This is a genomic window from Macrococcus animalis, assembly GCF_047425875.1.
GTDB lineage: Bacteria > Bacillota > Bacilli > Staphylococcales > Staphylococcaceae > Macrococcoides > Macrococcoides animalis.
The window spans coordinates 2,001,643-2,028,577 of the sequence record NZ_CP179727.1; the positions used below are offsets into that span (position 1 = coordinate 2,001,643).

At 32.1% G+C, this 26,935-nt stretch carries 27 protein-coding genes; 25 read left to right on the forward strand and 2 right to left on the reverse strand.

Features of this window, described 5'->3' with window-relative positions; genetic code table 11:
- Positions 1-19: 19 nt before the first annotated feature.
- Complete coding sequence (locus ACMGE9_RS10575) at positions 20-1,429, reverse strand: amino acid permease (RefSeq protein ID WP_414042734.1); 1,410 nt, start codon at positions 1,427-1,429, stop codon at positions 20-22.
- Between the two features lie 263 nt (positions 1,430-1,692).
- On the opposite strand from ACMGE9_RS10575, the gene ACMGE9_RS10580 reads away from it, so the two are divergent.
- From ACMGE9_RS10580 to ACMGE9_RS10680, 21 genes are all read left to right on the forward strand, one after another.
- Complete coding sequence (locus ACMGE9_RS10580; RefSeq protein WP_414042735.1) at positions 1,693-2,811, forward strand: citrate synthase; 1,119 nt, start codon at positions 1,693-1,695, stop codon at positions 2,809-2,811.
- A 75-nt stretch (positions 2,812-2,886) separates the two neighbouring features.
- The gene (icd, locus tag ACMGE9_RS10585; protein WP_414042736.1) at positions 2,887-4,149 is read left to right on the forward strand and encodes an NADP-dependent isocitrate dehydrogenase; all 1,263 of its coding nucleotides are present in this window, start codon (positions 2,887-2,889) and stop codon (positions 4,147-4,149) included.
- A 79-nt stretch (positions 4,150-4,228) separates the two neighbouring features.
- Entirely contained in the window at positions 4,229-5,161 is a 933-nt protein-coding gene (gene mdh / locus ACMGE9_RS10590) for a malate dehydrogenase (RefSeq protein ID WP_414042737.1), read from the forward strand.
- A 158-nt stretch (positions 5,162-5,319) separates the two neighbouring features.
- Positions 5,320-6,033, forward strand: a complete 714-nt coding sequence (locus ACMGE9_RS10595) for a response regulator (RefSeq protein WP_414042738.1) — start codon at positions 5,320-5,322, stop codon at positions 6,031-6,033.
- The gene (pnpS, locus tag ACMGE9_RS10600; RefSeq protein ID WP_414042739.1) at positions 6,026-7,741 is read left to right on the forward strand and encodes a two-component system histidine kinase PnpS; all 1,716 of its coding nucleotides are present in this window, start codon (positions 6,026-6,028) and stop codon (positions 7,739-7,741) included. Before ACMGE9_RS10595 ends, pnpS begins: the two co-directional genes overlap by 8 nt.
- A 205-nt stretch (positions 7,742-7,946) precedes the next feature.
- Positions 7,947-10,568 carry a DNA polymerase I gene (gene polA, locus ACMGE9_RS10605; protein ID WP_414042740.1) on the forward strand — a complete coding sequence of 874 codons (2,622 nt, stop codon included), beginning with the start codon at positions 7,947-7,949 and terminating at the stop codon, positions 10,566-10,568.
- Between the two features lie 8 nt (positions 10,569-10,576).
- Positions 10,577-11,455, forward strand: a complete 879-nt coding sequence (gene mutM, locus ACMGE9_RS10610; protein WP_414042741.1) for a DNA-formamidopyrimidine glycosylase — start codon at positions 10,577-10,579, stop codon at positions 11,453-11,455.
- A 7-nt stretch (positions 11,456-11,462) separates the two neighbouring features.
- The gene (gene coaE, locus ACMGE9_RS10615; protein ID WP_414042742.1) at positions 11,463-12,053 is read left to right on the forward strand and encodes a dephospho-CoA kinase; all 591 of its coding nucleotides are present in this window, start codon (positions 11,463-11,465) and stop codon (positions 12,051-12,053) included.
- 116 nt (positions 12,054-12,169) lie between these two features.
- Positions 12,170-13,180 carry a glyceraldehyde-3-phosphate dehydrogenase gene (locus ACMGE9_RS10620; protein ID WP_414044492.1) on the forward strand — a complete coding sequence of 337 codons (1,011 nt, stop codon included), beginning with the start codon at positions 12,170-12,172 and terminating at the stop codon, positions 13,178-13,180.
- A 95-nt stretch (positions 13,181-13,275) separates the two neighbouring features.
- A complete protein-coding gene (locus tag ACMGE9_RS10625; protein WP_414042743.1) occupies positions 13,276-14,145 on the forward strand; it encodes a class I SAM-dependent methyltransferase in 870 nt (289 codons plus the stop codon).
- A gap of 183 nt (positions 14,146-14,328) precedes the next feature.
- Positions 14,329-14,547 (forward strand): hypothetical protein, encoded by a 219-nt coding sequence (locus ACMGE9_RS10630; protein WP_414042744.1) that lies wholly within the window; start codon positions 14,329-14,331, stop codon positions 14,545-14,547.
- 16 nt (positions 14,548-14,563) lie between these two features.
- Positions 14,564-15,229, forward strand: coding sequence for a response regulator transcription factor (locus ACMGE9_RS10635; RefSeq protein ID WP_414042745.1), 666 nt, complete (start codon positions 14,564-14,566; stop codon positions 15,227-15,229).
- Positions 15,219-16,223 carry a hypothetical protein gene (locus tag ACMGE9_RS10640; protein WP_414042746.1) on the forward strand — a complete coding sequence of 335 codons (1,005 nt, stop codon included), beginning with the start codon at positions 15,219-15,221 and terminating at the stop codon, positions 16,221-16,223. The genes ACMGE9_RS10635 and ACMGE9_RS10640 overlap by 11 nt, the downstream gene beginning before the upstream one ends.
- Positions 16,224-16,368: 145 nt before the next feature.
- On the forward strand, positions 16,369-17,037 hold the full coding sequence (locus ACMGE9_RS10645) for a response regulator transcription factor (RefSeq protein WP_414042747.1): 669 nt from the start codon (positions 16,369-16,371) through the stop codon (positions 17,035-17,037).
- Between the two features lie 82 nt (positions 17,038-17,119).
- A complete protein-coding gene (locus ACMGE9_RS10650) occupies positions 17,120-18,046 on the forward strand; it encodes an ABC transporter ATP-binding protein (RefSeq protein WP_414044493.1) in 927 nt (308 codons plus the stop codon).
- Positions 18,039-18,788 (forward strand): hypothetical protein, encoded by a 750-nt coding sequence (locus ACMGE9_RS10655; RefSeq protein WP_414042748.1) that lies wholly within the window; start codon positions 18,039-18,041, stop codon positions 18,786-18,788. Before ACMGE9_RS10650 ends, ACMGE9_RS10655 begins: the two co-directional genes overlap by 8 nt.
- Before the next feature lie 11 nt (positions 18,789-18,799).
- Positions 18,800-19,432 carry a sensor histidine kinase gene (locus ACMGE9_RS10660; RefSeq protein WP_414042749.1) on the forward strand — a complete coding sequence of 211 codons (633 nt, stop codon included), beginning with the start codon at positions 18,800-18,802 and terminating at the stop codon, positions 19,430-19,432.
- A gap of 54 nt (positions 19,433-19,486) precedes the next feature.
- A complete protein-coding gene (locus ACMGE9_RS10665) occupies positions 19,487-19,696 on the forward strand; it encodes an ATP-binding protein (protein ID WP_414042750.1) in 210 nt (69 codons plus the stop codon).
- A gap of 181 nt (positions 19,697-19,877) precedes the next feature.
- A complete protein-coding gene (locus ACMGE9_RS10670) occupies positions 19,878-20,102 on the forward strand; it encodes a hypothetical protein (RefSeq protein ID WP_414042751.1) in 225 nt (74 codons plus the stop codon).
- 85 nt (positions 20,103-20,187) lie between these two features.
- Positions 20,188-20,508 (forward strand): DMT family transporter, encoded by a 321-nt coding sequence (locus tag ACMGE9_RS10675; protein WP_414042752.1) that lies wholly within the window; start codon positions 20,188-20,190, stop codon positions 20,506-20,508.
- A complete protein-coding gene (locus ACMGE9_RS10680; protein WP_414042753.1) occupies positions 20,508-20,822 on the forward strand; it encodes a DMT family transporter in 315 nt (104 codons plus the stop codon). The genes ACMGE9_RS10675 and ACMGE9_RS10680 overlap by 1 nt, the downstream gene beginning before the upstream one ends.
- Before the next feature lie 232 nt (positions 20,823-21,054).
- On the opposite strand, the gene ACMGE9_RS10685 is transcribed toward ACMGE9_RS10680, so the two are convergent.
- Positions 21,055-21,768 (reverse strand): SGNH/GDSL hydrolase family protein, encoded by a 714-nt coding sequence (locus tag ACMGE9_RS10685; RefSeq protein ID WP_414042754.1) that lies wholly within the window; start codon positions 21,766-21,768, stop codon positions 21,055-21,057.
- Positions 21,769-21,887: 119 nt separating this feature from the next.
- Here ACMGE9_RS10685 and nrdR point away from each other — a divergent pair, with 119 nt between their 5' ends.
- The 4 genes from nrdR to thrS all read left to right on the forward strand — a co-directional run bounded on the left by nrdR (position 21,888) and on the right by thrS (position 26,890).
- Entirely contained in the window at positions 21,888-22,352 is a 465-nt protein-coding gene (gene nrdR / locus ACMGE9_RS10690; protein WP_414042755.1) for a transcriptional regulator NrdR, read from the forward strand.
- An 8-nt stretch (positions 22,353-22,360) separates the two neighbouring features.
- Complete coding sequence (locus ACMGE9_RS10695) at positions 22,361-23,716, forward strand: replication initiation and membrane attachment family protein (protein WP_414042756.1); 1,356 nt, start codon at positions 22,361-22,363, stop codon at positions 23,714-23,716.
- Positions 23,716-24,636, forward strand: coding sequence for a primosomal protein DnaI (gene dnaI / locus ACMGE9_RS10700; protein ID WP_414042757.1), 921 nt, complete (start codon positions 23,716-23,718; stop codon positions 24,634-24,636). The genes ACMGE9_RS10695 and dnaI overlap by 1 nt, the downstream gene beginning before the upstream one ends.
- A 325-nt stretch (positions 24,637-24,961) precedes the next feature.
- Positions 24,962-26,890: a threonine--tRNA ligase gene (gene thrS / locus ACMGE9_RS10705; RefSeq protein WP_414042758.1), complete on the forward strand. Its 1,929-nt coding sequence runs from the start codon at positions 24,962-24,964 to the stop codon at positions 26,888-26,890.
- Positions 26,891-26,935: the final 45 nt, after the last annotated feature.

Here is a 26,935-nt window from a genome sequence, read left to right on the forward strand (position 1 = left end):
ACCTTCTTTTTTCGTATACTTATTTATTATAGTTATGTGGATCAAAGTTATCTTTCTTAAATCCACCTTGTGCAGCATACATAATTGCTAGTAATACAAACCAAATTGGTGAAACAAGTAATCCCATCCTTGTATCTTCAGCCATAAATAATAATCCAAATACGAATAAGAAGAAGATAGCAATGGCTGAAATTTTTCCACCTGGCATCTTATAAATACTTGTTTGATGTAGGTCTGGTCTACGTTTTAAATATACCAAGTATGCAGATAAGATGATTGACCAAACGACGATAAAGAATACTGTTGCAACAGTTGTTACTAATGTAAATACTGCGTTAGCATTTGGCATTACGTAATTTAATAGTACTGATAAAAGTAATAACACACTTGAGAATATAACAGCATTTGCAGGTACACCTGCTTTATTTGTGCGTTGGAAGAAACTGTTGTTTCCTTTAGAGTAGTTTTTACTTAATCCAAATAACATACGGCTGTTTGAGAAAATCCCACTGTTACATGATGATGCTGCTGACGTAATAACTACAAAGTTAATTAAACTTGCAGCAAATCCGATACCGATTAAGCCAAAGAACTTAACGAAAGGACTTTCATTCGGGTCAATCTTATCCCAAGGTGTTACACTCATTATGATAATTAGTGAACCGATATAGAATAGTACGATACGCATGGGCACACTATTTATCGCACGCGGCAATGTTTTTTCAGGATCTTGTGCTTCTCCTGCTGTAACGCCTATTAACTCAATACCTACGAAACTAAATATAGCCATTTGGAAACTTAATAGGAAACCATTTGTTCCGTTTGGGAAGAACCCATTATGTGACCATAAATTAGTGATAGAAGCCACACCAAAGTTTGTTTTAAATCCGATAAAGATTAGTACAATACCAGTAATTATTAAAGCAACGATTGTGATAACTTTTATTAATGCAAACCAGAATTCAAGTTCCCCGAATAATTTAGCTGTTAATAAATTTAAGAACATCAGTACGACAATACATAACAATGATGATAACCATGTAGGAAAGTCTGGCCACCAGAATTGGACGTACTTTGCAATGGCTGTTACTTCTGCCATACCAGTAACGACCCAACAGAACCAATATGTCCATCCAGTAATATATCCCGCGAAATCCCCTAAATAATCACGTGCGATATCAGTAAATGAATGATAATTCGTATTGGATAGTAATAATTCTCCTAAACCTCGCATAAATAGAAATAAAAATAAACCGATAATAAGGTAAGTAAGTAGAATAGATGGGCCGGCTAAGTTTATAGATTTCCCCGCACCTAAGAACAAGCCAGTCCCAATTGCGCCTCCGATTGCGATTAACTGGATGTGGCGATTAGAGAGTGAACGTTGTAAATCATTATTATCTTCGATGACTCTTTGATGTTTAGACATAAATAACCCCTTTTCCGTTTAGTAATATTATTATCTTACTATTTGCAAAAAATTACAAACCTTATTTTAAATATTCTTAATATTTTTAAGAATTAGTTAAATAATAAGTTTGAAATTTAAACATAAGTAAAAGTTATCACGAAAGATAAAGTTTTCTAAGTTCCTAATTCATTCACAAATGCATCTTATTTGGATATAATTAAGTTGTGAAAGCCATTACATTTGGCATAACAAAAATAATATAGTGCAAAGGGGAGTCAAAAATGGCAGAGATAGTAAAGGGTCTTGAGGGTATTGTAGCTTCAAATACTAAAGTAAGTTCAATTATTGGAGATCAATTAACGTATGCGGGGTATGAAATCGATGATTTAACTGAAAATGCTCAATTTGAAGAAGTTGTTTTTTTATTATGGAATTTCCGATTACCTAACGCTGAAGAATTATCACAATTTAGAAAAGAATTATTTGAAAATATGACTCTACATCCAAGAATGTACAGTCATTTTGAAGATTATGCAGCTGATCACGTTCATCCGATGACGGGTTTACGTACATCATTATCATATTTAGCACACTTCGATCCAAGAGCTGATGAATTTAACGAAGATGCGCACATGAATAAAGCGATTCGTATTCAAGCTAAAGTTGCTTCATTAGTTGCAGCATTTGCTCGTGTACGTCAAGGTAAGTCAGTTGTTAAACCGAAAGAGGATTTAAGTTATGCTGCAAACTTCTTATATATGCTATTTGGAGAAGAACCAACTGAAGTTCAAGAAGAAGGATTCAATAAAGCGTTAATATTACATGCAGATCATGAATTGAATGCTTCTACATTTACTGCACGTGTGGCAGTATCTACATTATCAGATATGTATTCAGGAATTGTTGCGGCTTCTGGCGCATTAAAAGGACCATTACATGGTGGTGCAAATGAGCAAGTTATGAAGATGTTGGATGAAATAGGTACATTAGATAATGTTGATGCATATGTAGCTGACAAGATTGCTAACAAAGAAAAAATCATGGGATTTGGACACCGTGTTTATAAAAATGGAGATCCTCGTGCGAAATATTTAAAAGAAATGTCTCGCAAAATCACTGACGAAACGGGTCAAAAAGAATTATTTGAAATGTCAGTAAGAATTGCTGAAATTTTAAAAGAAGAAAAAGGATTATTACCTAACGTTGATTTTTATTCGGCAACTGTATACCATTCAATGGGAATTGAACATGATTTATTTACACCAATCTTTGCGGTATCTAGAACTGCAGGTTGGATTGCACATATCTTAGAGCAATATAGCGATAACCGTATTATCCGACCACGTGCAACTTATGTTGGCGAAGTAGGTCGTAAATATAATCCAATTGAGGAAAGATAATTTGCATTTTGTGATTTTAATTTGGGTAAATAGAGGTTGAAAGTAATTTAATTATATAACTGGAGGCAATTAATAATGGCAGAAAAAATTACAAATAATAATGGTGTGTTAAATGTACCGAACAATCCAATAGTACCTTATATCATTGGTGACGGTACTGGTCCTGACATTTGGAACGCAGCTGTACGTGTATTAGATGCTGCAGTAGAAAAAGCATACAATGGCGAGAAAAAAATCGAATGGAAAGAAGTACTAGCGGGACAGAAAGCTTTTGATAATACTGGCGAATGGTTACCACAAGAAACTTTAGATACAATTCAAGAATATTTAATCGCGATAAAAGGTCCTTTAACGACGCCAATCGGTGGGGGTATTCGTTCATTAAATGTTGCTTTACGTCAAGAGTTAGATTTGTTCGTTTGTCTTCGTCCTGTAAGATATTTCGAAGGTGTACCTTCACCAGTTAAACGTCCAGAAGATACTGATATGGTTATTTTCCGTGAAAACACAGAAGATATTTATGCAGGTATTGAGTATAAAGAAGGATCAGAAGAAGTTAAAAAAGTTATAGAATTCTTACAAAATGAAATGGGTGCTAAAAATATTCGTTTCCCTGAGACTTCAGGAATTGGGATTAAACCTGTTTCAAAAGAAGGTACTGAGCGTTTAGTGCGTGCAGCAATTAATTATGCTCTTGAGCAAGGCCGTAAGTCTTTAACATTAGTACACAAAGGGAATATTATGAAGTTTACTGAAGGTGCATTTAAACAATGGGGTTACGATTTAGCTGAACGTGAATTCGGAGAAAAAGTTTTCACTTGGAATCAATATGATAAAATTAAGGAAGCTGAGGGTGCTGAAGTAGCTGATAAAGCTCAAAATGAAGCAATCGCAGCCGGAAAATTATTGGTGAAAGATTCGATTGCCGATATTTTCTTACAACAGATATTAACGCGTCCTGCTGAGTTTGATGTTGTAGCAACAATGAATTTAAATGGTGACTATATCAGCGATGCACTAGCAGCTCAAGTGGGTGGTATCGGAATTGCTCCAGGTGCAAACATCAACTATGAAACTGGACATGCTATCTTTGAAGCAACACACGGTACAGCACCTAAATATGCAGGTTTAGATAAAGTAAACCCTTCTTCTGTTATTTTGAGTGGTGTGTTAATGTTAGATCACTTAGGATGGAAAGAAGCAGGAGAATTAATCACGAAATCAATGGAAACTTCTATTGCGTCTAAAGTTGTAACATATGACTTTGCACGTTTAATGGATGGAGCTAAAGAAGTGAAATGTTCAGAGTTCGCAGACGAATTAATTAAAAACATGTAATTAATATTAAAATATAGGGATAGTAATATGAATGTTATTCATCATTACTATCCTTTTTTTAAAAAAAGGAGGATTCATCATGCCAAAGAAAAAGATTTCAATTGTTGGTAGTGGTTTTACAGGTTCAACAGCAGCCTTTATAGCAGCAACAAAAGGACTAGCAGATATTGTTTTAGTGGACACTTATGGTAGTTTAGATCCGACAACGGGAAAAGCATTAGATATATCACAAGCAATGCCTATTCTCCATCAAAATGTGAATATTAAATCAAGTAATGATTATAAGGATACTAAAGATTCTGATGTCGTATTAATTACTTCAGGTATTGCGCGTAAGCCTGGTATGACACGTGATGATTTAGTGCAAACAAATCAAGGTATTGTAGAAGCAGCAACAAAAGAAATAGTGAAATACTCTCCAAACTGTATTATTATCGTCTTAACAAATCCGGTAGATGCAATGACATACGCTGTTTATAAAGCATCTGGATTTGAATCAAATCGTGTTATAGGTCAATCAGGTGTATTAGACACTGCACGTTTTAGAACATTCGTAGCTGACAGTTTAAATGTAGCAGTTACTGATGTAACAGGATTTGTATTAGGAGGACATGGTGATACGATGGTACCTTTAATTCGATATGCCTCAGTAAGTGGTGTTCCATTAACGGATTTAATGGATTCAGAGACCATTGAATCCATTGTTGATAGAACACGTAAAGGAGGGGCTGAAATTGTAAATTTATTAGGTACAGGTTCAGCTTATTATGCACCAGCGGCAGCAATGGTTGAAATGGCTGAAGCAATTCTTAATGATAGTCATCGTGTCTTGCCTGCCATTGCTTATTTAAATGGCGAATTTAATCAAAATGATATTTATATAGGTGTGCCGGTTGTATTAAATAAAGATGGTGTAGAAAAAATAGTTGAATTACAACTGACTGTAGAAGAGCAGAAAGCTTTTGCTGATTCCGCGGAATCGGTTATTTCTGCAATACAATCATTGAAGTAATCAATATAATGTTAATTGATTAAATTTTTTTGAAAAACCTCCGAATTGTAAAGATAGTGTAAATTATTCGGCTGTTGCTTGAAGAATATTGATTTGTTGTAGCATTTCAATATTCTTTTAAGATATAATACAATTGTATAATTGTTTGGAGGGATTGGATGAGTCAGAAGGTTTTAGTAGTAGACGATGAACAATCAATCGTAACTTTACTACAATATAATTTGCAACAGTCAGGTTTCGAAGTTGTAACAGCCTATGATGGCGAAGAAGGTTTAGAAAAGATATTTAGCGAAAAACCTGACATCGTTGTTTTAGATTTAATGTTACCTAAGATGGATGGCGTAGAAGTTTGCAAATCTGTTCGAAATGAAAAGAATCAAGTGCCAATATTAATGTTAACTGCAAAGGACGACGAATTCGATAAAGTACTTGGATTAGAATTAGGTGCAGATGATTATATGACAAAGCCGTTTTCTCCAAGAGAAGTTATTGCACGAATTAAAGCAATTCTTCGTCGTTCAAATGCATTAAAAATGGTGGAAGAAGAAAAAGGTAATAAAGAAATAGTGATTGGTAAAATTAAAGTATTACCAGAACATTTTGAAGCATATCGTAATGATGTGTTATTGGATTTAACTCCGAAAGAATTTGAGTTACTTATTTACTTACTTGAACGCCAAGGTCGTGTGATTACACGTGAACATATGTTGAACTCTGTATGGAACTATGAATTTGCAGGAGACTCTCGTATTGTAGATGTACATATTAGCCACTTACGTGAAAAGATTGAAGAAAATCCGAAACAGCCACAATACATTAAGACAGTACGTGGTCTTGGATATAAGTTAGAGAATCCTAAGCGTAATGATTAGTTTTAAAAGTAGATTGTTATTAATGCTTACAACATTTATTGTTGTAAGCTTTCTTTTAATAGGAACACTATTGCATCTTACACTGGCTGATTTATTAATACAAAATGATAAAGAGACCATTACGAAAGATGCAAAAATATTTGATGCGTACGTTAGTGGCGACGAACGTATAAAAAAATTTATTCAGTCTTATGAAGATTCATATCAAAGTTCAATTTTAATATTAGATAAAAATCAACATGTTATTTATAAGTCAAAGGGAATTACCAAGCACCAGTTTGATCGTTTTATAACCAAATATACACTTGAGAATAATAATCAGGTGAATTATCGTTATGAAGGCTCAATTGAAAAAAGTTTATTGCGATATAAAGATAAAAATACAGTATATATATTGAGTGAAAATACGACAGTCAAAGATGTAGAATCAACATTAATAAAATATTTCTCTATTGCATTATTATGTATGATACCTATAATTTTTATCATCGTTCGCTATGTCAATAAAAGCTATATACAGCCCATTAAAGAAGTGACTTATGCTTCGAAATTATTGGCGGATGGCAATTACAAAGTACGTGTTCCGGAGAGTAGTGTGACAGAGACAAAAGAATTATTCAAATCAACCAACGTATTAGCCCGAACATTACAAGATTTAAATAACGAACAGAAGTTACAACGTAACAGACTAGAAACAACACTTCAAAATATTCCAAGTGCGACGATGTTAGTTAATAATCATGGAGAAGTTGCAATTGCGAATGAAACATATATTAACTTATTTAATAAGCGACAGCCGATTGAACATGGACATTACGAAACGGTCATTAAAAATCAATTTATTAAAAAAATGATTAAGGAAGCTATTGCAGTAGAAAAACCGGTTAATGACACTTTAAACTTAACAGTTAATGTGCATAAGAAGTATTTTGATGTGGCCGTTGTACCTGTATTATCAAAGAAACGCAAGAAGATTGAAGGCATAGTAATCGTACTCCATGATATTACGCAACTAAAATCTTTAGAACAAATGCGTAAAGACTTCGTTGCCAATGTTTCTCATGAATTGAAGACGCCAATTACAAGTATTAAAGGATTTACTGAAACGTTAATTGATGGAGCTAAAGATGAACCAGAAACACTAGATATGTTCTTAGAAATTATATTGAAAGAATCCAATCGCATACAAGTGTTAGTGAGTGAGTTATTGGAACTTTCGAAAATAGAACAAGCAAATCACTTTGAGATGACTAAAGTGAATTTGCCACAGAAAGTATTCAATAGTGTAGAAGTAGTACATCCTCTTGCGGAAAAGAAAAATATAAAATTTAATTTAGATTTCGAAAAAGATTTATATGTACTTGCTGAACCAAGTAAGTTAAAACAAGTAGTAATAAATTTACTTTCAAATGCAATTAATTATTCATATGACGATGCAAGTATCACTATTAAAGTTTTCCAAAAAGACCGAAATTGTATCTTAGAGATAACAGATGAAGGTATAGGGATTGCACCGGAAGAACAAATGCGAATTTTTGAAAGATTTTATCGTGTGGATAAAGCGCGTAGCCGTGATTCTGGCGGTACGGGTTTAGGCCTATCAATAGTGAAACATATCATCGAAGTTTTTAAAGGTGAAATTGAAGTTGAAAGTGAAGTTGGTGTTGGAACGACTTTCAGAATTATATTAAAACAACATATTTATTGAAACTTTACTTCATATTTACACTAAATTAACAAACAATGATTATAATAATAGGTAGACCCCTTCATTTTAGATGAAGAGAAACACAAGTGACTTTGAAGCAATCACTTGTGTTTTTTTTTGCTATTTTTAATATTACTATCCCTTTAAATATGTCTCAAATAGAAGATGTGATAGACTAGAATAGACATAAGATGGAGGTAGAATAATGAACAATAAGCTCATATTAATTGATGGAAATAGTATCGCATTTCGTGCATTTTACGCATTACCTTTACTAAAGAATTCATCTGAATTACATACAAATGCAATTTATGGATTTACTCTGATATTAGAAAAATTATTAAAGGAAGAAAAACCGACACACTTCTTAATTGCGTTTGATGCCGGAAAAACGACATTTAGACATGCAACATTTGGAGAATATAAAGGTGGACGACAAAAAACACCACAAGAATTAAGCGAGCAATTTCCGCATATTCGTCGTCTAGTTGAATCCTATCAAATTAAACACTATGAATTGGATAACTACGAAGCGGATGATATCATTGGGACACTTTCAAAGGAAGCGTCAGAAAAAAAGATGGAAACAATCATCGTTACAGGCGATCGGGATTTAACACAACTTGTAAATGACTATGTTACTGTATATTACACAAAAAAAGGTGTTACTGATATTGATAAGTACACTCCTGAATTTATTCAAGATAAATATGGGTTTGGTGCTGAAAAGATTATCGATTTAAAAGGTTTGATGGGGGATAAATCAGATAACATACCCGGTGTACCAGGTGTTGGTGAGAAAACTGCAATTAAGTTGCTGATGGAGTATGGCACTGTAGAAGGAGTAATTGAGAACTTAGATAAAATCACTGCTAAGAAACTGAAAGAGAATTTAACCAATCATCAATCTGATGCGATTATGAGTAAAAAACTTGCGACAATTGAAACAAGCGCACCAATTGAATTGAAGCTTGAAGATACAATTATTCCCGAAAAGGATGAAACAAAAAAAATAGAATTATTTAGAGAATTAGAATTCAAACAAATGCTTGAAAGTATTGATACTACAAGTCAGATTGCGAGCAATAAAGAATTAACGTTAAATGATAACTTTAAAACATTTGATTTTACTGCTATAGATATTATCGATTTACATATCAAATATTATCAAGATAATTATTTAAAAAATGAGATTTTGGGAATAGGAATTATTTATAATGGTGAGACATTTGTTATATCGCCAGAGGAAATTAAAGAAAATGATTCTTTTATTCAACTACTTGAGAACGACAAAGTTAAGAAACATGTGTATGATGCGAAAGCTGTAAAAGTATTGTTTGAACGTTTAAACATTAATATTGAAGGGATTTTATTTGACGTAATGCTTGCCAACTATTTACTTAATCCATCAACAACAGTTGTTGATGTAGCAAGAGTTGGGCAAGATTTCGGCTTAAATTATGTAGAATCGGATGATCATATATTCGGAAAAGGTGCAAAAGCGCATATTCCTGAAACTGATATATTATACAAACATATAGCAAACGAAGTGAACTTAATCAGTGATGTTACACCTTTAATTAAAGAAAAGCTCATAGAACACGAACAACTAGCATTGCATGATGAACTCGAACTTCCACTGGCTTTAGTACTCGCAAAAATGGAGATGCAGGGCATTAAAGTCAATAAAGCAACATTGCAAGAGATGCAAAAAGAAATTCAAGAACGATTAGATGTTCTAACAAAAAATATTTATGAACATGCAGGTAAAGAATTTAATGTCAATTCACCGAAGCAATTAGGTGTGATTTTATTTGAGGAATTACAATTACCAATTATTAAAAAGACCAAGACAGGTTATTCAACAGCTGTCGATGTACTAGAAAAATTACAAGGTAGTCATGAGATTATTGATGATATTTTAGTTTATCGTACACTCTCTAAATTACAATCAACATATGTTGAAGGACTTCAAAAATTAATTGGAGATGATCAAAAAATCCATACGCGTTTCAACCAAGTAATCGCACAAACAGGCCGCTTATCTTCAATTGATCCCAACTTGCAAAATATTCCTGTGCGCTTAGATGAAGGACGAAAAATTCGTAAGGCATTTGTACCTAGTGAGGACGATATGGTAATTTTCGCAGCAGATTATTCTCAAATAGAACTTCGTGTATTAGCGCATATTACCGAAGATAAGAGTATGATGGAAGCTTTCACACATGGTATTGATATTCATACAAAAACAGCGATGGAAGTTTTTAATGTAGAGAGAGATGCAATTGATAGCAATATGCGCCGTCAAGCGAAAGCAGTTAATTTTGGTATCGTATACGGGATTAGTGATTATGGTTTAAGTCAAAGTTTAGGAATTACTAGAAAGGCAGCTCAACAATTTATTGATGATTACTTAAACAGTTTTCCAAATGTAAAGCAATATATGGATGATATTATTCAAAAAGCTAAGCAAGATGGTTATGTAACTACAATTATGCATCGTAGACGTTATATCCCAGATATAACGAGTAAGAACTTTAACTTAAGAGGATTTGCAGAACGTACTGCGATGAACACACCGATACAAGGTAGTGCTGCTGATATTATCAAACTGGCAATGGTACAGTTTGATAAAGCACTGAAAGAAACAAACTTTAAAGCTAAGATGTTATTACAAGTACACGATGAATTAATTTTTGAAGTACCAAAAGATGAAATCGATGCTTTTAGTTTATTTGTCAAAGATATTATGGAGAATGCAATGGAACTAAACGTGCCACTTGAAGTTGAATATAATTCTGGTGAAAGTTGGTATGAAGCGAAGTAGGTGAGAAGATGCCAGAATTACCAGAAGTAGAGCATGTGGTTAGAGGTTTACGACCACATATATTAAATGAACATATAGTAACTATTATCTTTTCAGATGCGGTGAAAGCTGGGAAGGAACAGGGCAAAGAGACGATTATTAAGCAAGTTGGATTAGAAACGTTTCAATCGGTCTTAAGCAATACTGTGATCGACAGTATTGAACGCAGAAGTAAATATATTATTTTTCATCTCAATAAGTTTCAAAATGAACAAAAAATCTATTTGGTCGGTCATCTTGGAATGTCTGGTGCATTTTTTGTGAGACCGAGTGTTAAGGATATTCCAATACCTAATTATAGAAGACATTGGCATGTTCAGTTTGAATTATCCAATGGTCAAAAAATGATTTACTCAGATGTCAGACGATTTGGTGAGTTTAAAATCTTGGATGAAGATGCATACCAAACATTTTATCATACGATTGCACCAGAGCCCTTTGAAGAGAAAGCATTGAAGCATTTTCTTCAACAAACAAAACAAAAAAAGTTCATGAACAAACCGATAAAGCAAGTGATAATGGATCACAGTGTTGTCAGTGGTTGTGGAAACATTTATGCATGCGAAGCATTGTATATAGCACGAATTTTACCTACACATATAACACATACATTATCTGTACAAGAGAAGAAAAGGTTATTTTTAGCAATTGTAGATGTACTAAATAAAGGTATTGAATTAGGTGGGTCAAGTATCTCTGATTATCGCAATGTTGAAGGTGAAAGTGGTACTATGCAAAGTAAATTTAATGTCTACGGCTTAAAACGATGTAATACATGTGGCAGTGAAATTTCGAATATAATAATTGCCACAAGAAACACGCATTACTGTGAAAAATGTCAAAAGTAGGTGCTATATGAAAGTTATTGGATTAACAGGTGGTATCGCTAGTGGAAAATCAACGGTGGCAAATTTTTTGAAAGAAAAGGGCTATGTAATTGTTGATGCAGATATTGCTAGCCGCAAAGCAGTAGAAATCGGTTCAGCAGGATTAGCAGAAATTAGAACAGTTTTTGGTGATGAAGTGATACAGGAAGACGGGACACTTAACAGAAAAGCGTTAGGTGAGATAATCTTTAATGATCCTTTGGAACGTCAAAAATTAAATGATATTCTGCATCCTCGTGTAAGAGACATAATGGAAGCTGAAAAAGCTATAGGGCTTGCTCAAGGTAAAACAGTTGTTATGGATATACCTTTACTTTTCGAAAACAAATTAGAACATACTGTTGATGAAGTGTGGGTCGTATATGTCCCAGAGATGATACAAATAGAACGTTTAATGTCCCGTAATACGCTTACGCTAGAAGAAGCGACATCACGTGTATCTTCACAGTTATCAATAGAATTCAAGAAGCAAAAAGCCGATAAAGTCATAGATAATAGTGGTACTTTAGAAGACTTATTTCAACAACTCGAACAACTCGTAACAGCTAATCAAAAGTGATAAATTTTAAGAAAATTATGAAAATAATTTTCTTAAAGAAAACGCTTCCTTAACTTTATCATTGTGCTATACTAATGAAAGAGATTAGTATAACACATTGCGGAGGAGAAGATATGATGAAAACTAGAGTAGCGATTAATGGGTTAGGTAGAATTGGAAGAATGGTGTTCCGTGCAGCACTATTAAATGAAGAGTTAGAAGTAGTAGCGATTAACGCGAGCTATCCTCCAGAAACACTAGCACATTTAACGAAGTACGATACTACTCATGGTAAGTTTGAATTAGATGTTGAGCCTGGTGAGAATGCTTTAATCGTAAACGGAAAAGAAATCAAATTAGTATCTGAGCGAAATCCAGAATTATTACCATGGAAAGAGTTAAATATTGATATTGTTATAGAAGCAACTGGTAAATTTAATGATGCTGAAAAAGCTTCAGCACACATTAAAGCAGGTGCTAAAAAAGTATTATTAACTGCTCCAGGTAAAGGAAATGTTCAAACAATCGTTCGCGGTGTGAACTGTGCACAATTGGATATTGATACATATGATGTTATTTCTAATGCATCTTGTACAACAAACTGCTTAGCACCAGTGGCGAAAGTATTAAATGATAAATTTGGTATTAAAAATGGATTAATGACAACAGTTCATGCGTATACAAATGATCAAAAGAACTTAGATAATCCACATAAAGATTTACGTCGTGCGCGTGCATGTGCTCAAAGTATCATTCCAACCTCTACAGGTGCTGCAAAAGCTTTAGCTTTAGTATTACCTGAATTACAAGGTAAGCTACACGGTATGGCATTACGTGTACCTACAACAAACGTTTCGTTAGTTGACTTAGTTGTGGATCTAGAAAAAGAAGTAACTGTTGAAGAAATCAATGAAGCGTTTAAAGCTGCAAGTGAGAACGAATTAAAAGGTATTTTAGATATTACACATGAACCATTAGTAAGTGTAGATTTCAATACAAATCCAAACAGCTCAATCGTTGATGGATTATCTACAATCGTAATGGAAGGTTCTAAAGTAAAAGTATTATCTTGGTACGATAACGAGTGGGGTTACTCAACTCGTGTAGTAGAATTAGCTGTATTAATGGGCGAAAAGTTAGCGAAGTAATATAGAATAAAGACACCTCGCAATGTTGAGAGGTGTCTTTATTTTGGATTTAAATTAAAATGGTAAAAAGTGTTGATGGAGAGAGGTGAGTGTAAATGAGTACATTATGGTCGAGTAAAATTCAAGGGATTGATACTTTATATTTAAGTCGTAAATTACGATTTGATGATCGCTTTAAAGATGATTATATGAAGTACTTCGATTTACCACAGACTAACATAAAAATACTTGAAATTGGTTGTGGACCTGGTGCATTAAGTGAGGCGTTAAAAAGATGGTATCCGAATGCTGAAATAATTGGGATGGATAGAGATGAGATTTTTATTGATTATGCACGTAATAATATTAACGACATGAAGTTTATTGTTGGCGATATTTATGATTTACCATTTGAAGATGAAATTTTTGATGTCGTTATATCTAACACTGTGTGTGAACACGTTGAAACATCAGTATTTTTTAATGAACAAAAAAGGATATTAAAACAAAATGGGGTTTGTATCTGTTTATCCAATGTTACGAATATCAGAAGAATGGCGAAATGTATTGAAAATGATGTATTTGAGAATAACTTTTGGGCAAAGTTAGAGTCGGATAGAAATGAATTGGCAGAATATGATATTGCGAAGTATAAAATAAACGAATCGGAATTGCCGACAACGATGGAGCAATTTCAGTTTATTCATGTAAACTCAAATTATGTAACGCAGCAATTCACACCTGATCATCCTGCGAGTGGTCGAGATTGGGCGTTAACCATTATTGAGTCAGAACTTAAGACGAAAATAGAGATACTGAACCGTGTGAGAAATCAGAATACAGATAATCTATTCTTCGAACAAGTCGACAAAATGATTCAAAAGGTAAATAAAAAATATGCTGAACGTATGCGATTATATGATTATGGTGAGAAACAATGGGATACAAATATTATTACGACGCATGTTTTGAGAGGGATGAAGTAAAACATATTTCGTAAGTTATAAAAAATTAAGCATTTCTCAAAATTTATGAGAAGTGCTATTTATATTCATAACTTTTTAAGAATTGATGTTTATATTGTATCTAAGGAAAAGTTATCAGTTTCTAAGATATGTTAAATCATGTATTTTTAACTTTTCTAATATACAATATAAGGAGGGAGATTTATGCTAGAAAATCCTGGACCATTATTTATTTTAATTGCTTTATGTTCTTTGGCAAGTGCGGTGATATTAGCATTTAGTTTTGTGTTCATGCACTTCTATGATTACAATGCTTATGTTACAAACAAAAAAACTTTTACAAAAAAACGAAATACGTTGTTATTAAGTTTAGTTCTGGGATATTTAATATTTTATGCATTAGGAATGTATTTTATTAATTAAGATTTGAGGTATAAAAATGAAAGGTTTTAATATTCTCATAGTTGAAGATGATATGATAATTGCATCAAGTATAAAGAGATTAATCGAAGCAAAAGGTGCTAATGTATTAATTAATTCAACTGGAGAAGGTGTAATTGAACAATTAGATGATATCCATCTTATTTTGATGGATATCATGCTACCTTTTGACAATGGAATTGCTATTACTAAAAATATTAGAGAAGAAAATAATATTCCTATTATTTTTTTATCTGCTCGTAATGATATTGAAAGTAAATTAGATGGCTTACGTAATGGTGAAGATTACATAACCAAGCCGTTTCACCCTTTGGAATTAATTGCAAGAATAGAAAATATTTTAGAAAAAAGTTATTCTGATTATCACGAAAATCTTTATAATCTAAAGATCGATATTATGAATAAATTAGTGTTTGATGATGAGGGTAAAGAAATTGAATTATCAAAGACAGAAAGAAAATTATTTTTTTATTTATATCAAAATAGAAATATCATTTTAGAGAAAGAAAGAATCATTGATTACGTATGGTATGACGGTGATACATATGAAAATAGTTTAAATGTCTATATAAAGAAACTTAGAACAAAATTGAAAGATAATGACTGTAAAATTATTAATACAATATATGGAATTGGCTATAGGATGAAATCAAATGAAAAATAAAAATTTAATACAAAAATATTTTTATGTCATGGCATTCAGTATATTTTTAATCCCATTTACTTTTATACTTCTAAATTATTTTTTTCTATTGAGTTATACTGTAGTTAATTATTTTTTTAGGTTTGAATGGAAGTTTAAAAGTTCTTTTTTATATGTTAATTTTTATATCTTCTATTTTATTCTTTTACTATTTTTGGTCTGGATTGGATCAAAATATTTTAAGAAAGTTATTTCTAGAATTAGTAACATTCATGAAATAGTAGAAAAGATAACATATGATGAAGGTTTCCCAGAAAAATTGGAATATCAAAATGACAGTAAAGATGAAATTAACGTTCTGTCAGGTTCGATAAATAAATTGATAGATAGATTAAGGTATAAAGAGGCCATATTAGAGCAACAAAGTAATATGAAACAAGAACATATAAAACAATTATCACATGATATTAATACACCACTTACTGCAATAATGCTGGAATTGTATGAATTAGCGAATGAATATCAAATTCCTGAAGATAAAGTAGATCAAATTTACACAAAGATAATGTACACGAATCAACTCGTTAAGAAGGTATCTGAAACAGATGAGCTAAATTATAAAGAGCAGTATTTATTTTTAGAAGACTATAGAGTAGATGATATTGTTATGAAGTCATTGATGAAATGGAATTATTTATTAGAAAAGAATAAAATAAAGGTTTTTACTGATGTTGACAGCAATATTATATGGAAAACTGAAGTATTATTTTTTGAGCGACTACTAGATAATATACTTTCAAATATTATTAGGCACTCTCAAACAAAAAAGCTATTAATCAATTTAGATTCAAATAAATTAGAGATTATCGATTTTGGTGTTGGATACGATACCACTAAAATTTCAAAGGGTAGTAAGGGCATTACAATCATGAATGATATTAGTGAGAAATTAAATGTAGAATTAAATATCACATCAAATGAGATAGGTACGAAATACATAATAAACAAACAGTGATTTAAATATTAAATACAAAAATCATTTCTATATATTTAGAAGTGATTTTTTGTGTTATTGTAATTTATTTATTGATATTATTGTATTTTTTATACAAAATTTCTGTAAAATAAAGAAGACTATTTAAGTATGGATGGTGAATAGATTGGACAATCATGTATTAATTGTTGAAGATGATTTAGAAATAGCACATTTACTTTCATTAATGTTGACTAAAATGCATATTAAAGCTGATATGGCTTTTGATGGTAACAAAGCTAAAGATTTAATGAGTATCAATCATTATGATTTAATATTACTGGATTTAATGTTGCCAAATATTGACGTCGTAAATCTATTAAAATTGATAAAGCAAACTATTGATTCAAAAGTAATAGTAATTTCAGCAAAGAGCGATATTAATGATAAAGTTAATTTGTTACAACAAGGCGCGGATGATTATATTACGAAACCATTCGAAAATAAGGAAGTAGAAGCTAGAGTACTAGTTCAATTAAGAAATAGTACTTCTAATACTATGAAAGACTTTGTTCATCGCGATTTAACTCTCAATACCGTCACGAGAGAAGTTCTATTGATGAATGAGATAATAAAATTAACAAATTCCGAGTTTGAAATATTAACAGAATTAATAAAAAAACCAGGTATTCCTATTTCAAAAAGAGAAATTTATGAAAATATTGGACATGGCACTTACGTCGGTGATGATAATACAATCAGTGTACATGTTTCAAATATCAGAAAAAAATTCGAAAATATAACAAGCGAAGTTTATATAAAAACTATATGGGGCATAGGCTTTATGCTCGTATAAAAATCTTTATGAAATCTTTATGTTTTACTTAAAGGATATTAATATGAAATCTTTTATGATGATAATAATAAAACATAAAGGAGTGATATCGTTGGTAGATTTATTAAAAGTAAATAAACTATCTAAGCAATATGGTAATTATCAAGCATTAAAGCCTTTAGACTTTGTATTGAAAAGCGGAGAAATATGTGCAGTGATTGGTAAAAATGGTGCTGGAAAATCAACTTTTTTTAAAATGTTATCTGGTCAAATTAAACCAACAACTGGTGAAATAATACTCTTTCCAAATAATGATTTAATGAATATCTCTAGAGGAAGAAAAAAGATTGGTTTTATGATTGAAGAGCCTACTTTCTTTCCGAATTTGAATGCCTATCAAAACTTAAATTATTTTAGAATTCAAAGAGGTATTAGTGAGAAGCAACGAATAAATGAAGTGCTTGAAATTGTTGGAATTAATCAATATCCTAAAAAGAAATTTAAACAATATTCTATGGGTATGAAGCAACGATTAGGGTTGGCGCTTGCTTTATTATCTGGACCTGATATCTTAGTTTTGGACGAACCGACAAATGGCCTGGATGCTGAGGGTATTACTGAAATTAGAAGACTATTAATCAAGTTAAATAGAGAAAAAGAAATAACTATATTAGTATCTAGTCATATACTTGCAGAACTTCAACTTATCGCGACACGATATTTATTTATAGAAAAAGGAAATGTTGTAGAAAATATTTCAAGCAAAGAATTCAAAGAACGAAGTGAACAACATTTGAAGATAAAAGTAGATAATATATCAAAAGCTGTAAATATTTTAGAGTCTAATTTTGAGGGTATTAATTTTAAAGTTTATCCTGATAATGAACTTCGAATTTATGGTGACGATATCGATAAAAATCAAATTAATAGAGTACTTCTAAATCAGGATATTCAAATTTCTGAATTACGTGTTGAATCAATAAATTTAGAGGAATATTTTTTAGGTTTAGGAGGTCATGTAAATGATTAATTTTTTACGAAGTGAAAATTATAAAATGATGAAGACAAAAGGATATTATATTATATCTGCAATATGTATTATGTTATTGATTATGGCTGCATATACATTAAACCATTTCGGTAATTCTGGTAAGTATTTTCCGTATTATAGAGCTGATTTTTATTATAATAATATTATTGCTTTTGGAATATTAATCATTGTGATTGGTTCAATTATTAATTCATTTTTAGTAAATAATGAAAGTTTACGACTATTAAAACAGACAGTATCTTTTGGCATATCAAGAAGTAGCATTTTTTTCGGTAAATATCTTATTTCGTTAATGTACTTTGTTATATTGTGTGTAATATCATTGTTGGTTGTGTACATTTGTGGCCGTATTTTTTTACCTAAAGACAAAAAAGCATTTATTGATTTATTATATGCAATTGTTAATATGGTTCCGATTATATTAGGTGGTTTTTCATTAGCTCATGCTTTAAATATTTCAGGTATAAAAGAATTTTTATCTGGTATTATTTTAGTCGCAGTATTACTGCTTTCTTCTTCGTTATTTTATATATTGAGTAAATTCAATAAAGTATTTATGACTTTATCTGATTATAGTCCAAAAGTATTATTAGATGGTATATTAACAGAGTATATGGATCATAATGTGCAACTTAGTATTGATTATTGGATTACTGGTATATTCTTAACAGTTACTAGTTTATTGGTGAGTTTCTATTTATTTAATAAAAAAGATATATAAGGGTGATTTTGTTGATTACATTAATTTGTATATTACTGATTCTTTTAATTGTTGCTTGTTGGAAGTTAATTATTTATAGAAAAGATTTAAAATCTCTTACAGTGCAATTAAATGAAATGAAGAATTTTGAATATACAAATGAAATATTAAGAACAACTACTCATAATAGTACGATTAGTCAGTGTATAAATAGTATCAATCAATTAATCAATCATTTTCGCGAACAAAGAAATGACGATAGAAAAAAACTGCAATTGCAGAAAGAAGAATGGGCTAATATCTCTCATGATTTGAGAACACCATTAACTTCAATTAAGGGTTACTTAGAACAATTGAAGTTAGGTGTAAATATATCAGAAGAAAGTAATAATCATTTGAAAATTATGGATAAAAAAATAGATCAATTAATGAATAGTATTGATATGTTTTATCAAATATCATTAATTGATTCTAATTCGAATATTATAGAGTTAGAATATACCTCAATTACTGATCTCATAAATGAAGCATGTATGAGTCATTATTATGAAATTGAGAAAAACCATTTAGATCTACAAATACAAAATCAATCTGCAGTATATTTATTTATAGACAAACAAATGTCAAATCGAATTTTTAATAATATTTTAAATAATGCAATTTGATTTGCTCAATCTGAAATTAATATCAAATATAAAGATAATGAGGAAACATTTACAGTGATTTTCACTAATGATTTACAACAATTAGATTATCTAGATACCGATAAAATCTTTGAAAGATCTTTTATGATGGATTCAAGTAGAAGCGGAAATCATAATGGACTTGGTTTATATATAGTAAAAGAACTCATGGTTAAATTAAATGGAAAAGTAAGTGCAAATATCAGAGGGAATAATATTCAAGTTATATGTGAATTTAATAAATAATTATAACATAAATAATCCTTAAAAATGATGAATATCCATTTTTAAGGTTATTTTTATGGTAATATAAATAAAAGGTTGATTACAAGGTGGATACATTTGAATGGAAATATTATTCTTTTATCAGTTTACCTTGATTATGCGTTATTAACATCATAAATGATAGAGACAAGAGGTTGCTAGAATGAGAAAATATGAAGTTATGTTTTCAATGATAAGCGCTATATTTTGCTTGATTGGTTTAGTAATATTGTTTGTTACGAACAATATTCAATTGAGTAAAATATTTATTTATATAGGAATTATTTTTATTGGATTAAAAGTATATATTACACATAAATTATTAGGTGCGATTGTAATAATGCTCTTTATAACTTTAATCTTGATGCAAATGCTTATAAGTTTCTAATGCTCTTGCCTTTAGTGCGCTATAACCAATATGAGCGTACAAATATGTTATACTAATCTCTATTAATTTATGAGTGAGGTAGAACATGAATTGGATAAAAATTATCGTCGCTGCCATTTTTGAAATGTGTTGGGTGATCGGTTTAGCACATGCTGACGTTTGGTATGAGTGGTTACTTACAGTTATCAGTGTTTCTATTAGTTTTTATTTATTACTCAATTCATCTAAATTCTTACCAGTTGGTACAAGTTATGCTGTATTCGTTGGATTAGGGGCAACACTTGTTACAATCGCGGATGTTGTATTTTTCAATGAACCATTAGGTACGGAGAAGATTGTATTGATTAGTATACTGATTATTGGGGTTATTGGTTTAAAAATGGCAACACCAGAGGAGGCGAAGTAATGTATTGGCTTATTTTAGTTCTCGCTGGTCTCTGTGAAATGCTGGGTGTGGTGATTATTAATATGTATGTGAATACTAATCATAAACGTTATATTTTATTGTTAATTGTTTCGTTTTCATTTAGTTTATTTTTCTTATCTGTGGCTTTAGTTGAAATTCCAATGAGTACGGCTTATGCAATCTGGACTGGAATTGGTGCAGTCGGTGGTGCAATTGTTGGAATCATTTTTTATGGTGAATCTAGGAACGTATTACGATTGTTCTTTATGGGATTAATCTTGGTAAGTACGATAGGTTTGAAGTTGCTGCATTAGAACTCTGTTCATGCATCATAGCTATGTATGAACAGAAGTGGCCATGACAACAAAAATTGAGCTGAATTAAGATAATTCAAGACTGTTTGTTCATGCATCATAGCTATGTATGAACAGAAGTGGCCATAACAACAAAATTTGAACCGAATCCTGACAATTCAACACTGTTTGTTCATGCAACAAGACATTGTATGAACAAACACAAATAAAAACGGAATCTAGACTCAACAGTCTAGATTCCGTTTTTTCTTTTCAAAGGATATCGTCCACCGAACGCGGTTTCAACGACTTCAGCCATAATGTCGTACCCTAAAACGTGTGGGTGTAGTCCATCAACAGATAATTCAGCACGTAAGCAATCAATGCCATCTTTTGTTTCTGTCATTTTTGTATAGTAGTTGATGAAGATTGCATCGTGTTGTTTGCATAGTGCTTCAATTGCTGTATTAATATGTTGGACCAACTGTGAACGCACGACAAAACCCTCTAAATGGGGGCGGTTTGTTGATGTTAATGTCGTCACTGCAATCTTAATATCGCGTTCTTTCGCCATCACGATCATCGCTTCAATATCTTCTAGTATTCTATGCTTAATTTTTGCCTGATTCTCAGTGCTTTGATCTTCGTCTAGTTCTTTTGTATTATTAATGCCAATCGACAATACAATCCAATCGGGTTTAAGTTGTAATGCATCTGCTTCGAAGCGATCGCGAACCCATTGCGTACGGTCATTGCCAATGCCTCGATTAATGATGCGTTTATTATTCTCCAACTTAAAATAGCCTTCTAGGTCCCAGTAGTCAGTAATCGAATCTCCGATAAAGACAATACCAACAGAATCATTATGATAAAGTATCGTTTCATTTCTATGATTAAAGCTAGCGCGTAATTTGTTAACAGGATGTCCGTCTTCTAATTTAGGTAGTGATATAAATTTTGGTCTCATCAATATACTCCTTTGTCTAGTGATTATTGTTTATCCTCTTGGGTGTAATCTTATGGATTTTTAATTGCTTAGTATTATTGTATAATTAAATAATAATGATTAAAAGAGGAGTGATTGTCTTGAAATGTCCGAAATGTGGTTTTAATCAATCTAAGGTAATTGATTCACGCCATGCTGACGATTTGACTGCTATAAGAAGGCGTCGTGAATGTGAAGAGTGTGGGACGCGTTTCACTACATTTGAGAGAATCGAATTACAGCCATTAATCGTCGTGAAAAAGGACGGTACAAGACAAGCATTCAATCGTGATAAAGTCTTACATGGGTTGGTCCGTGCATGTGAAAAGCGTCCAGTTGCATTCGAATCTTTAGAGCGAATTACGACAGATATAGAGACTACTTTACGTGAAAAGGGTGCTACTGAAGTATCATCTGTCGATATTGGTGAAATGGTTATGGACCATTTAATGACATTAGATCAGGTGTCTTATGTAAGATTCGCTTCTGTATACAAGGAGTTTAAAGATGTAGATCAACTGTTACGTACAATGAGTGGATTATTGAATGATAAGGATAAGAAGTAGGTGCCAACATGCAGCATTATTTTACAGAATTAAACGGTACGGATCAATTTACCGTAACGACGAATTATATTAGCACGCATTTAACTGAAGATGTATTAAAAACGTTATATACACCATTAATCGGAATAGAGTGCGTAGGTGTATATCAGTTTTTAAGTCAATTTTTAAATGATTACAATCAAGTGAGTAATGATTATACACATTACATATTCCTAAGTGAATTGAAAATGAATTTAACGCACTTTGAAGTGATACGTAAGCGTTTAGAAGCAATTGGATTGATGAAAACTTATATGCGCATTGATGATAATAATCAGAAATTTATATATAAATTAATAAGTCCGGTGATGCCCGCACAATTCTTTAATGATCCAATGCTTTCGGTATTCTTATATCAACAAGTTGGTAAGCATCGTTTTCAGATGTTAAAGAGTAGATATTTCACGAATAATATTGATTATGATGGTTATCATGATATATCAAGTAAATATATGGATGTATTCGGAACACCGAAATCACCAGAACCGATTGTCTTTGAATATAACAGTGAGATTATTAAACAAAGTGATCCGTACGGTATTCCCGTGCATCATCAAACATTTGACTTTGATATGTTAGAGACTTTACTTGCCCAAAATTTAATTACGAGTGAGCAATTACCGAAGAAGACGCGTGATTTAATTTCACAACTAGCAGCCCTGTATGATATTGCACCGACAGAAATGCGCCAAATTATATTGAAATCATTAACGAGTAATCAAACGATTTCTCATGAAGATTTACGAAAAAATGCAAGAGATTTTTATAAAATTGAACATGATGGTGCATTACCAACTCTACAAGTACAAGAGCCTGTAGAACAAATGTCCTCAGAACAAAAAGAAGCGAGTACATTACTTAATTGGTTTGAAATGCTCGATACGACAAGTCCTATTGATATGTTAACGTCATTTAGTAAATCAGAACCTACTTTAAAACAAAAGCGTATGATTGAAAGCATTCTAGAGCGTGAACAATTGCCATATGGGGTATTCAATATATTAATACAGTATGTATTATTTACGAAAGATATGAAATTACCACAAAGTTATATTGAAGAAATTGCATCCAACTGGAAAAAGCAAAACCTTAAAACAAGTGCAGAAGCTTATCAATTTGTAAAATCGATGGATCAAAAACGAGCAGAACGTAAAGAAAAAGCAAGACGTCCAAAACAATATTTACCGCCATCAAAAGAAATGACACCAAAGTGGTTAACAGAAGAACCGGTTGTAAAAAATGAAACCAAACCAACAGTCGATTTAGAAGCGGAACGTCGTAAATTACAAGAAGAATTGAATCAATTATGGGAGGAGGATAAATAATGAAGCCGATGGGATCAATATTAAATGCAAATAATAAAATCTTTAAGCGCATTGAGCGTATTAAACAAGAAACGATACAAGATCCTGAAATTAGTGCGTTTATTACCGCAAATAACGTTACTGATAAAATGATTGATAATGATTTAACAGTCCTCCAAGAATATAAAGATTCTTCTATCATGTGCCGTGAGTGCGAATCATACGGTAAGTGTAAGAATTTCGTACCTGGCCATACGCCAGAGCTTTACGTAGAAAATAATCATATTAAGATTAAACATTTACCTTGTCCTTCAAAACTTGCATTTGATGAAGAACAAAAGATGAAGCAATTTATTACGGCAATCCATATGCCAAAAGATGTGTTGAATGCCAAGTTAGCTGACATCTATTTGGATGATACGACACGTATCGATATTGTGAGACAAGCTGGTCTTGTCTGTCGTGATATTGCAAAGGGTAACGTTGTTAAAGGGATGTATATTCACGGTCCTTTTGGTACTGGAAAATCATTTATTTTAGGTGCAATTGCGAACGAGTTAAAAGAGCGTCATATTTATTCAACATTACTCTATTTCCCAGAGTTTATTAGAGAATTAAAAAATGGATTTAATGACGGAACCTATGCAGAGCGATTAAATCGTGTGAAAAACACACCCGTTCTGATGCTTGATGATATCGGAGCGGAAGATTTAACCCCATGGGTCCGCGATGAAGTATTAGGACCGATCTTAAATTTCCGTATGATGAATAACATGCCAACGTTCTTCAGTTCCAACTTTGACTTTGACGAACTGAGTCATCATTTGTCTGTAACGAAACAAGGTGCAGAGCAAACGAAAGCGCGTCGTATTATGGAACGTGTAGAGTCACTCAGTGATGCGTATATGTTAAACGGTAAAAATTATCGCCGACAAAAATAAGTTTGAAAATTATAATAATCGGTGTATAATATGTAATAACAAACAACAAAATTAAATTCGTTTATATATAAGAACATGATAAGGATACGATATTTATCATTAATTTTTAGAGAGCTGATGGTGCTGTGAATCAGTAATTAAGATATAATATTACTCCCTTTATTGTATGGTAACTAATCCTTGCCCGGCTCAAGACCGTTATCTTATGCAGAGTTGCTGACTTGTCAGTAATTAGGGTGGTACCGCGAATAGACTTCGTCCCTTTTTGGGATGGGGTCTTTTTTGTTGTTTTAAATACAAAATATGGAAAAGTGAGGCGTTTTGAATGAGTGAAATTAATGTGAAATTCCCAGATGGTAATGTGAAAAGTTTTGAGTCTGGCATTACAACAGAAGACATCGCAGGGTCTATTAGTCCAGGTTTAAGAAAAAAAGCTTTAGCAGGTAAATTCAATGGTCAAATGGTGGATTTATCAACGGCGTTAAAAGTAGATGGGGATATCGAAATCATCACGCCTGATTCACCTGAAGGTATAGAAGTATTACGTCACTCTACAGCACATTTAATGGCGCAAGCATTAAAACGTATGTATGGTAATGTACATTTCGGTGTTGGTCCAGTCATTGAAGAAGGATTCTACTATGACGTAGATACTGAACACAAAATTTCAAGCGAAGATTTACCTGAAATCGAAAAGACAATGCGTCAAATCGTTGGTGAAAATATCACAATAGAGCGTCGTGTCGTAAGTCGTGAAGAAGCGAAAAATGAATTCGCAGATGACCCTTACAAACAAGAATTAATCGATGCGATTCCAGCAGACGAAAACGTAACATTATATACACAAGGTGAATTTACTGATCTTTGCCGTGGTGTACATGTTCCTTCAACTGCTAAAATTAAAGAATTTAAATTATTATCAACTGCTGGTGCATATTGGAGAGGTGATTCTAACAATAAAATGTTACAACGTATCTATGGAACTGCTTTCTTCGATAAAAAAGCATTAAAAGAACATCTACAAATTTTAGAAGAACGTAAAGAACGAGACCACCGTAAAATCGGTAAAGAATTAGAATTATTTACAACAAGTCAACTTGTTGGTGCGGGTCTTCCATTGTGGTTACCAAACGGTGCGACAATTCGTCGTGAATTAGAACGCTATATTGTTGATAAAGAAGTCGCTTTAGGATATGACCATGTTTATACACCTGTTATGGGTTCTGTAGATTTATATAAAACTTCAGGACATTGGGATCACTACCAAGAAGATATGTTCCCGGTAATGGAAATGGATAATGAGCAAATGGTGTTACGTCCTATGAACTGTCCACACCATATGATGGTTTATAAAAATAAACCACATTCATATCGTGAGTTACCCATTCGTATTGCGGAACTTGGTACTATGCATCGTTATGAAGCAAGTGGTGCTGTAAGTGGTTTACAACGTGTTCGTGGTATGACTTTAAACGATGCGCATATCTTCGTTCGTCCAGACCAAATCAAAGAAGAATTTATTCGTGTTGTTGAACTTGTAATCGATGTTTATAAAGACTTTAAATTTAAAGATTACAAATTCCGTTTAAGTTACAGAGACCCAGAAGATACTGAAAAGTACTTCCAAGATGATGAAATGTGGGAGAAAGCACAAGCAATGCTTAAAGAAGCAGTTGATGAAATGGGCTTAGATTACGAAGAAGCACCAGGCGAAGCGGCATTCTACGGTCCTAAATTAGACGTTCAAGTTAAAACAGCTTTAGGTAAAGAAGAAACATTATCAACGGTTCAATTAGACTTCTTATTACCAGAGCGTTTCGATTTAGAATATATCGGAAACGATGGAGAGAAACACCGTCCAGTGGTTATTCATCGTGGTGTTATCTCTACAATGGAACGTTTCGTAGCCTTTTTAACTGAAGAATACAAAGGGGCGTATCCTACGTGGCTTGCACCAAATCAATTAGAAATCATTCCTGTTTCTAATGAAGTACATTATGATTACGCACGTAAACTTTATGATGAATTGAAATCACAAGGCGTACGATGTCATATCGATGATCGTAACGAAAAAATGGGTTATAAAATCCGAGAAGCACAAATGAACAAAGTACCATATCAAGTAGTTGTAGGGGACAAAGAAGTTGAAAATAATGAAGTCAACTTACGTCAATACGGTTCTAAAGATTCTAAAACATTAGAGCGAGATGAATTTATTTGGAACCTAGTAGATGAAATTCGTTTAAAAAAATAATGTTAAAAATGGTTACGAGTATAACACTCAGTGTAAAAGCGTTTT

Coding starts and splice junctions, on each gene's coding strand:
- ACMGE9_RS10575 (WP_414042734.1), bottom strand. CDS start 1,429: ATGTCTAAACATCAAAGAGTCATCGAAGATAATAATGATTTACAACGT.
- ACMGE9_RS10580 (WP_414042735.1), top strand. CDS start 1,693: ATGGCAGAGATAGTAAAGGGTCTTGAGGGTATTGTAGCTTCAAATACT.
- icd (WP_414042736.1), top strand. CDS start 2,887: ATGGCAGAAAAAATTACAAATAATAATGGTGTGTTAAATGTACCGAAC.
- mdh (WP_414042737.1), top strand. CDS start 4,229: ATGCCAAAGAAAAAGATTTCAATTGTTGGTAGTGGTTTTACAGGTTCA.
- ACMGE9_RS10595 (WP_414042738.1), top strand. CDS start 5,320: ATGAGTCAGAAGGTTTTAGTAGTAGACGATGAACAATCAATCGTAACT.
- pnpS (WP_414042739.1), top strand. CDS start 6,026: ATGATTAGTTTTAAAAGTAGATTGTTATTAATGCTTACAACATTTATT.
- polA (WP_414042740.1), top strand. CDS start 7,947: ATGAACAATAAGCTCATATTAATTGATGGAAATAGTATCGCATTTCGT.
- mutM (WP_414042741.1), top strand. CDS start 10,577: ATGCCAGAATTACCAGAAGTAGAGCATGTGGTTAGAGGTTTACGACCA.
- coaE (WP_414042742.1), top strand. CDS start 11,463: ATGAAAGTTATTGGATTAACAGGTGGTATCGCTAGTGGAAAATCAACG.
- ACMGE9_RS10620 (WP_414044492.1), top strand. CDS start 12,170: ATGAAAACTAGAGTAGCGATTAATGGGTTAGGTAGAATTGGAAGAATG.
- ACMGE9_RS10625 (WP_414042743.1), top strand. CDS start 13,276: ATGAGTACATTATGGTCGAGTAAAATTCAAGGGATTGATACTTTATAT.
- ACMGE9_RS10630 (WP_414042744.1), top strand. CDS start 14,329: ATGCTAGAAAATCCTGGACCATTATTTATTTTAATTGCTTTATGTTCT.
- ACMGE9_RS10635 (WP_414042745.1), top strand. CDS start 14,564: ATGAAAGGTTTTAATATTCTCATAGTTGAAGATGATATGATAATTGCA.
- ACMGE9_RS10640 (WP_414042746.1), top strand. CDS start 15,219: ATGAAAAATAAAAATTTAATACAAAAATATTTTTATGTCATGGCATTC.
- ACMGE9_RS10655 (WP_414042748.1), top strand. CDS start 18,039: ATGATTAATTTTTTACGAAGTGAAAATTATAAAATGATGAAGACAAAA.
- ACMGE9_RS10670 (WP_414042751.1), top strand. CDS start 19,878: ATGAGAAAATATGAAGTTATGTTTTCAATGATAAGCGCTATATTTTGC.
- ACMGE9_RS10675 (WP_414042752.1), top strand. CDS start 20,188: ATGAATTGGATAAAAATTATCGTCGCTGCCATTTTTGAAATGTGTTGG.
- ACMGE9_RS10680 (WP_414042753.1), top strand. CDS start 20,508: ATGTATTGGCTTATTTTAGTTCTCGCTGGTCTCTGTGAAATGCTGGGT.
- ACMGE9_RS10685 (WP_414042754.1), bottom strand. CDS start 21,768: ATGAGACCAAAATTTATATCACTACCTAAATTAGAAGACGGACATCCT.
- ACMGE9_RS10695 (WP_414042756.1), top strand. CDS start 22,361: ATGCAGCATTATTTTACAGAATTAAACGGTACGGATCAATTTACCGTA.
- dnaI (WP_414042757.1), top strand. CDS start 23,716: ATGAAGCCGATGGGATCAATATTAAATGCAAATAATAAAATCTTTAAG.
- thrS (WP_414042758.1), top strand. CDS start 24,962: ATGAGTGAAATTAATGTGAAATTCCCAGATGGTAATGTGAAAAGTTTT.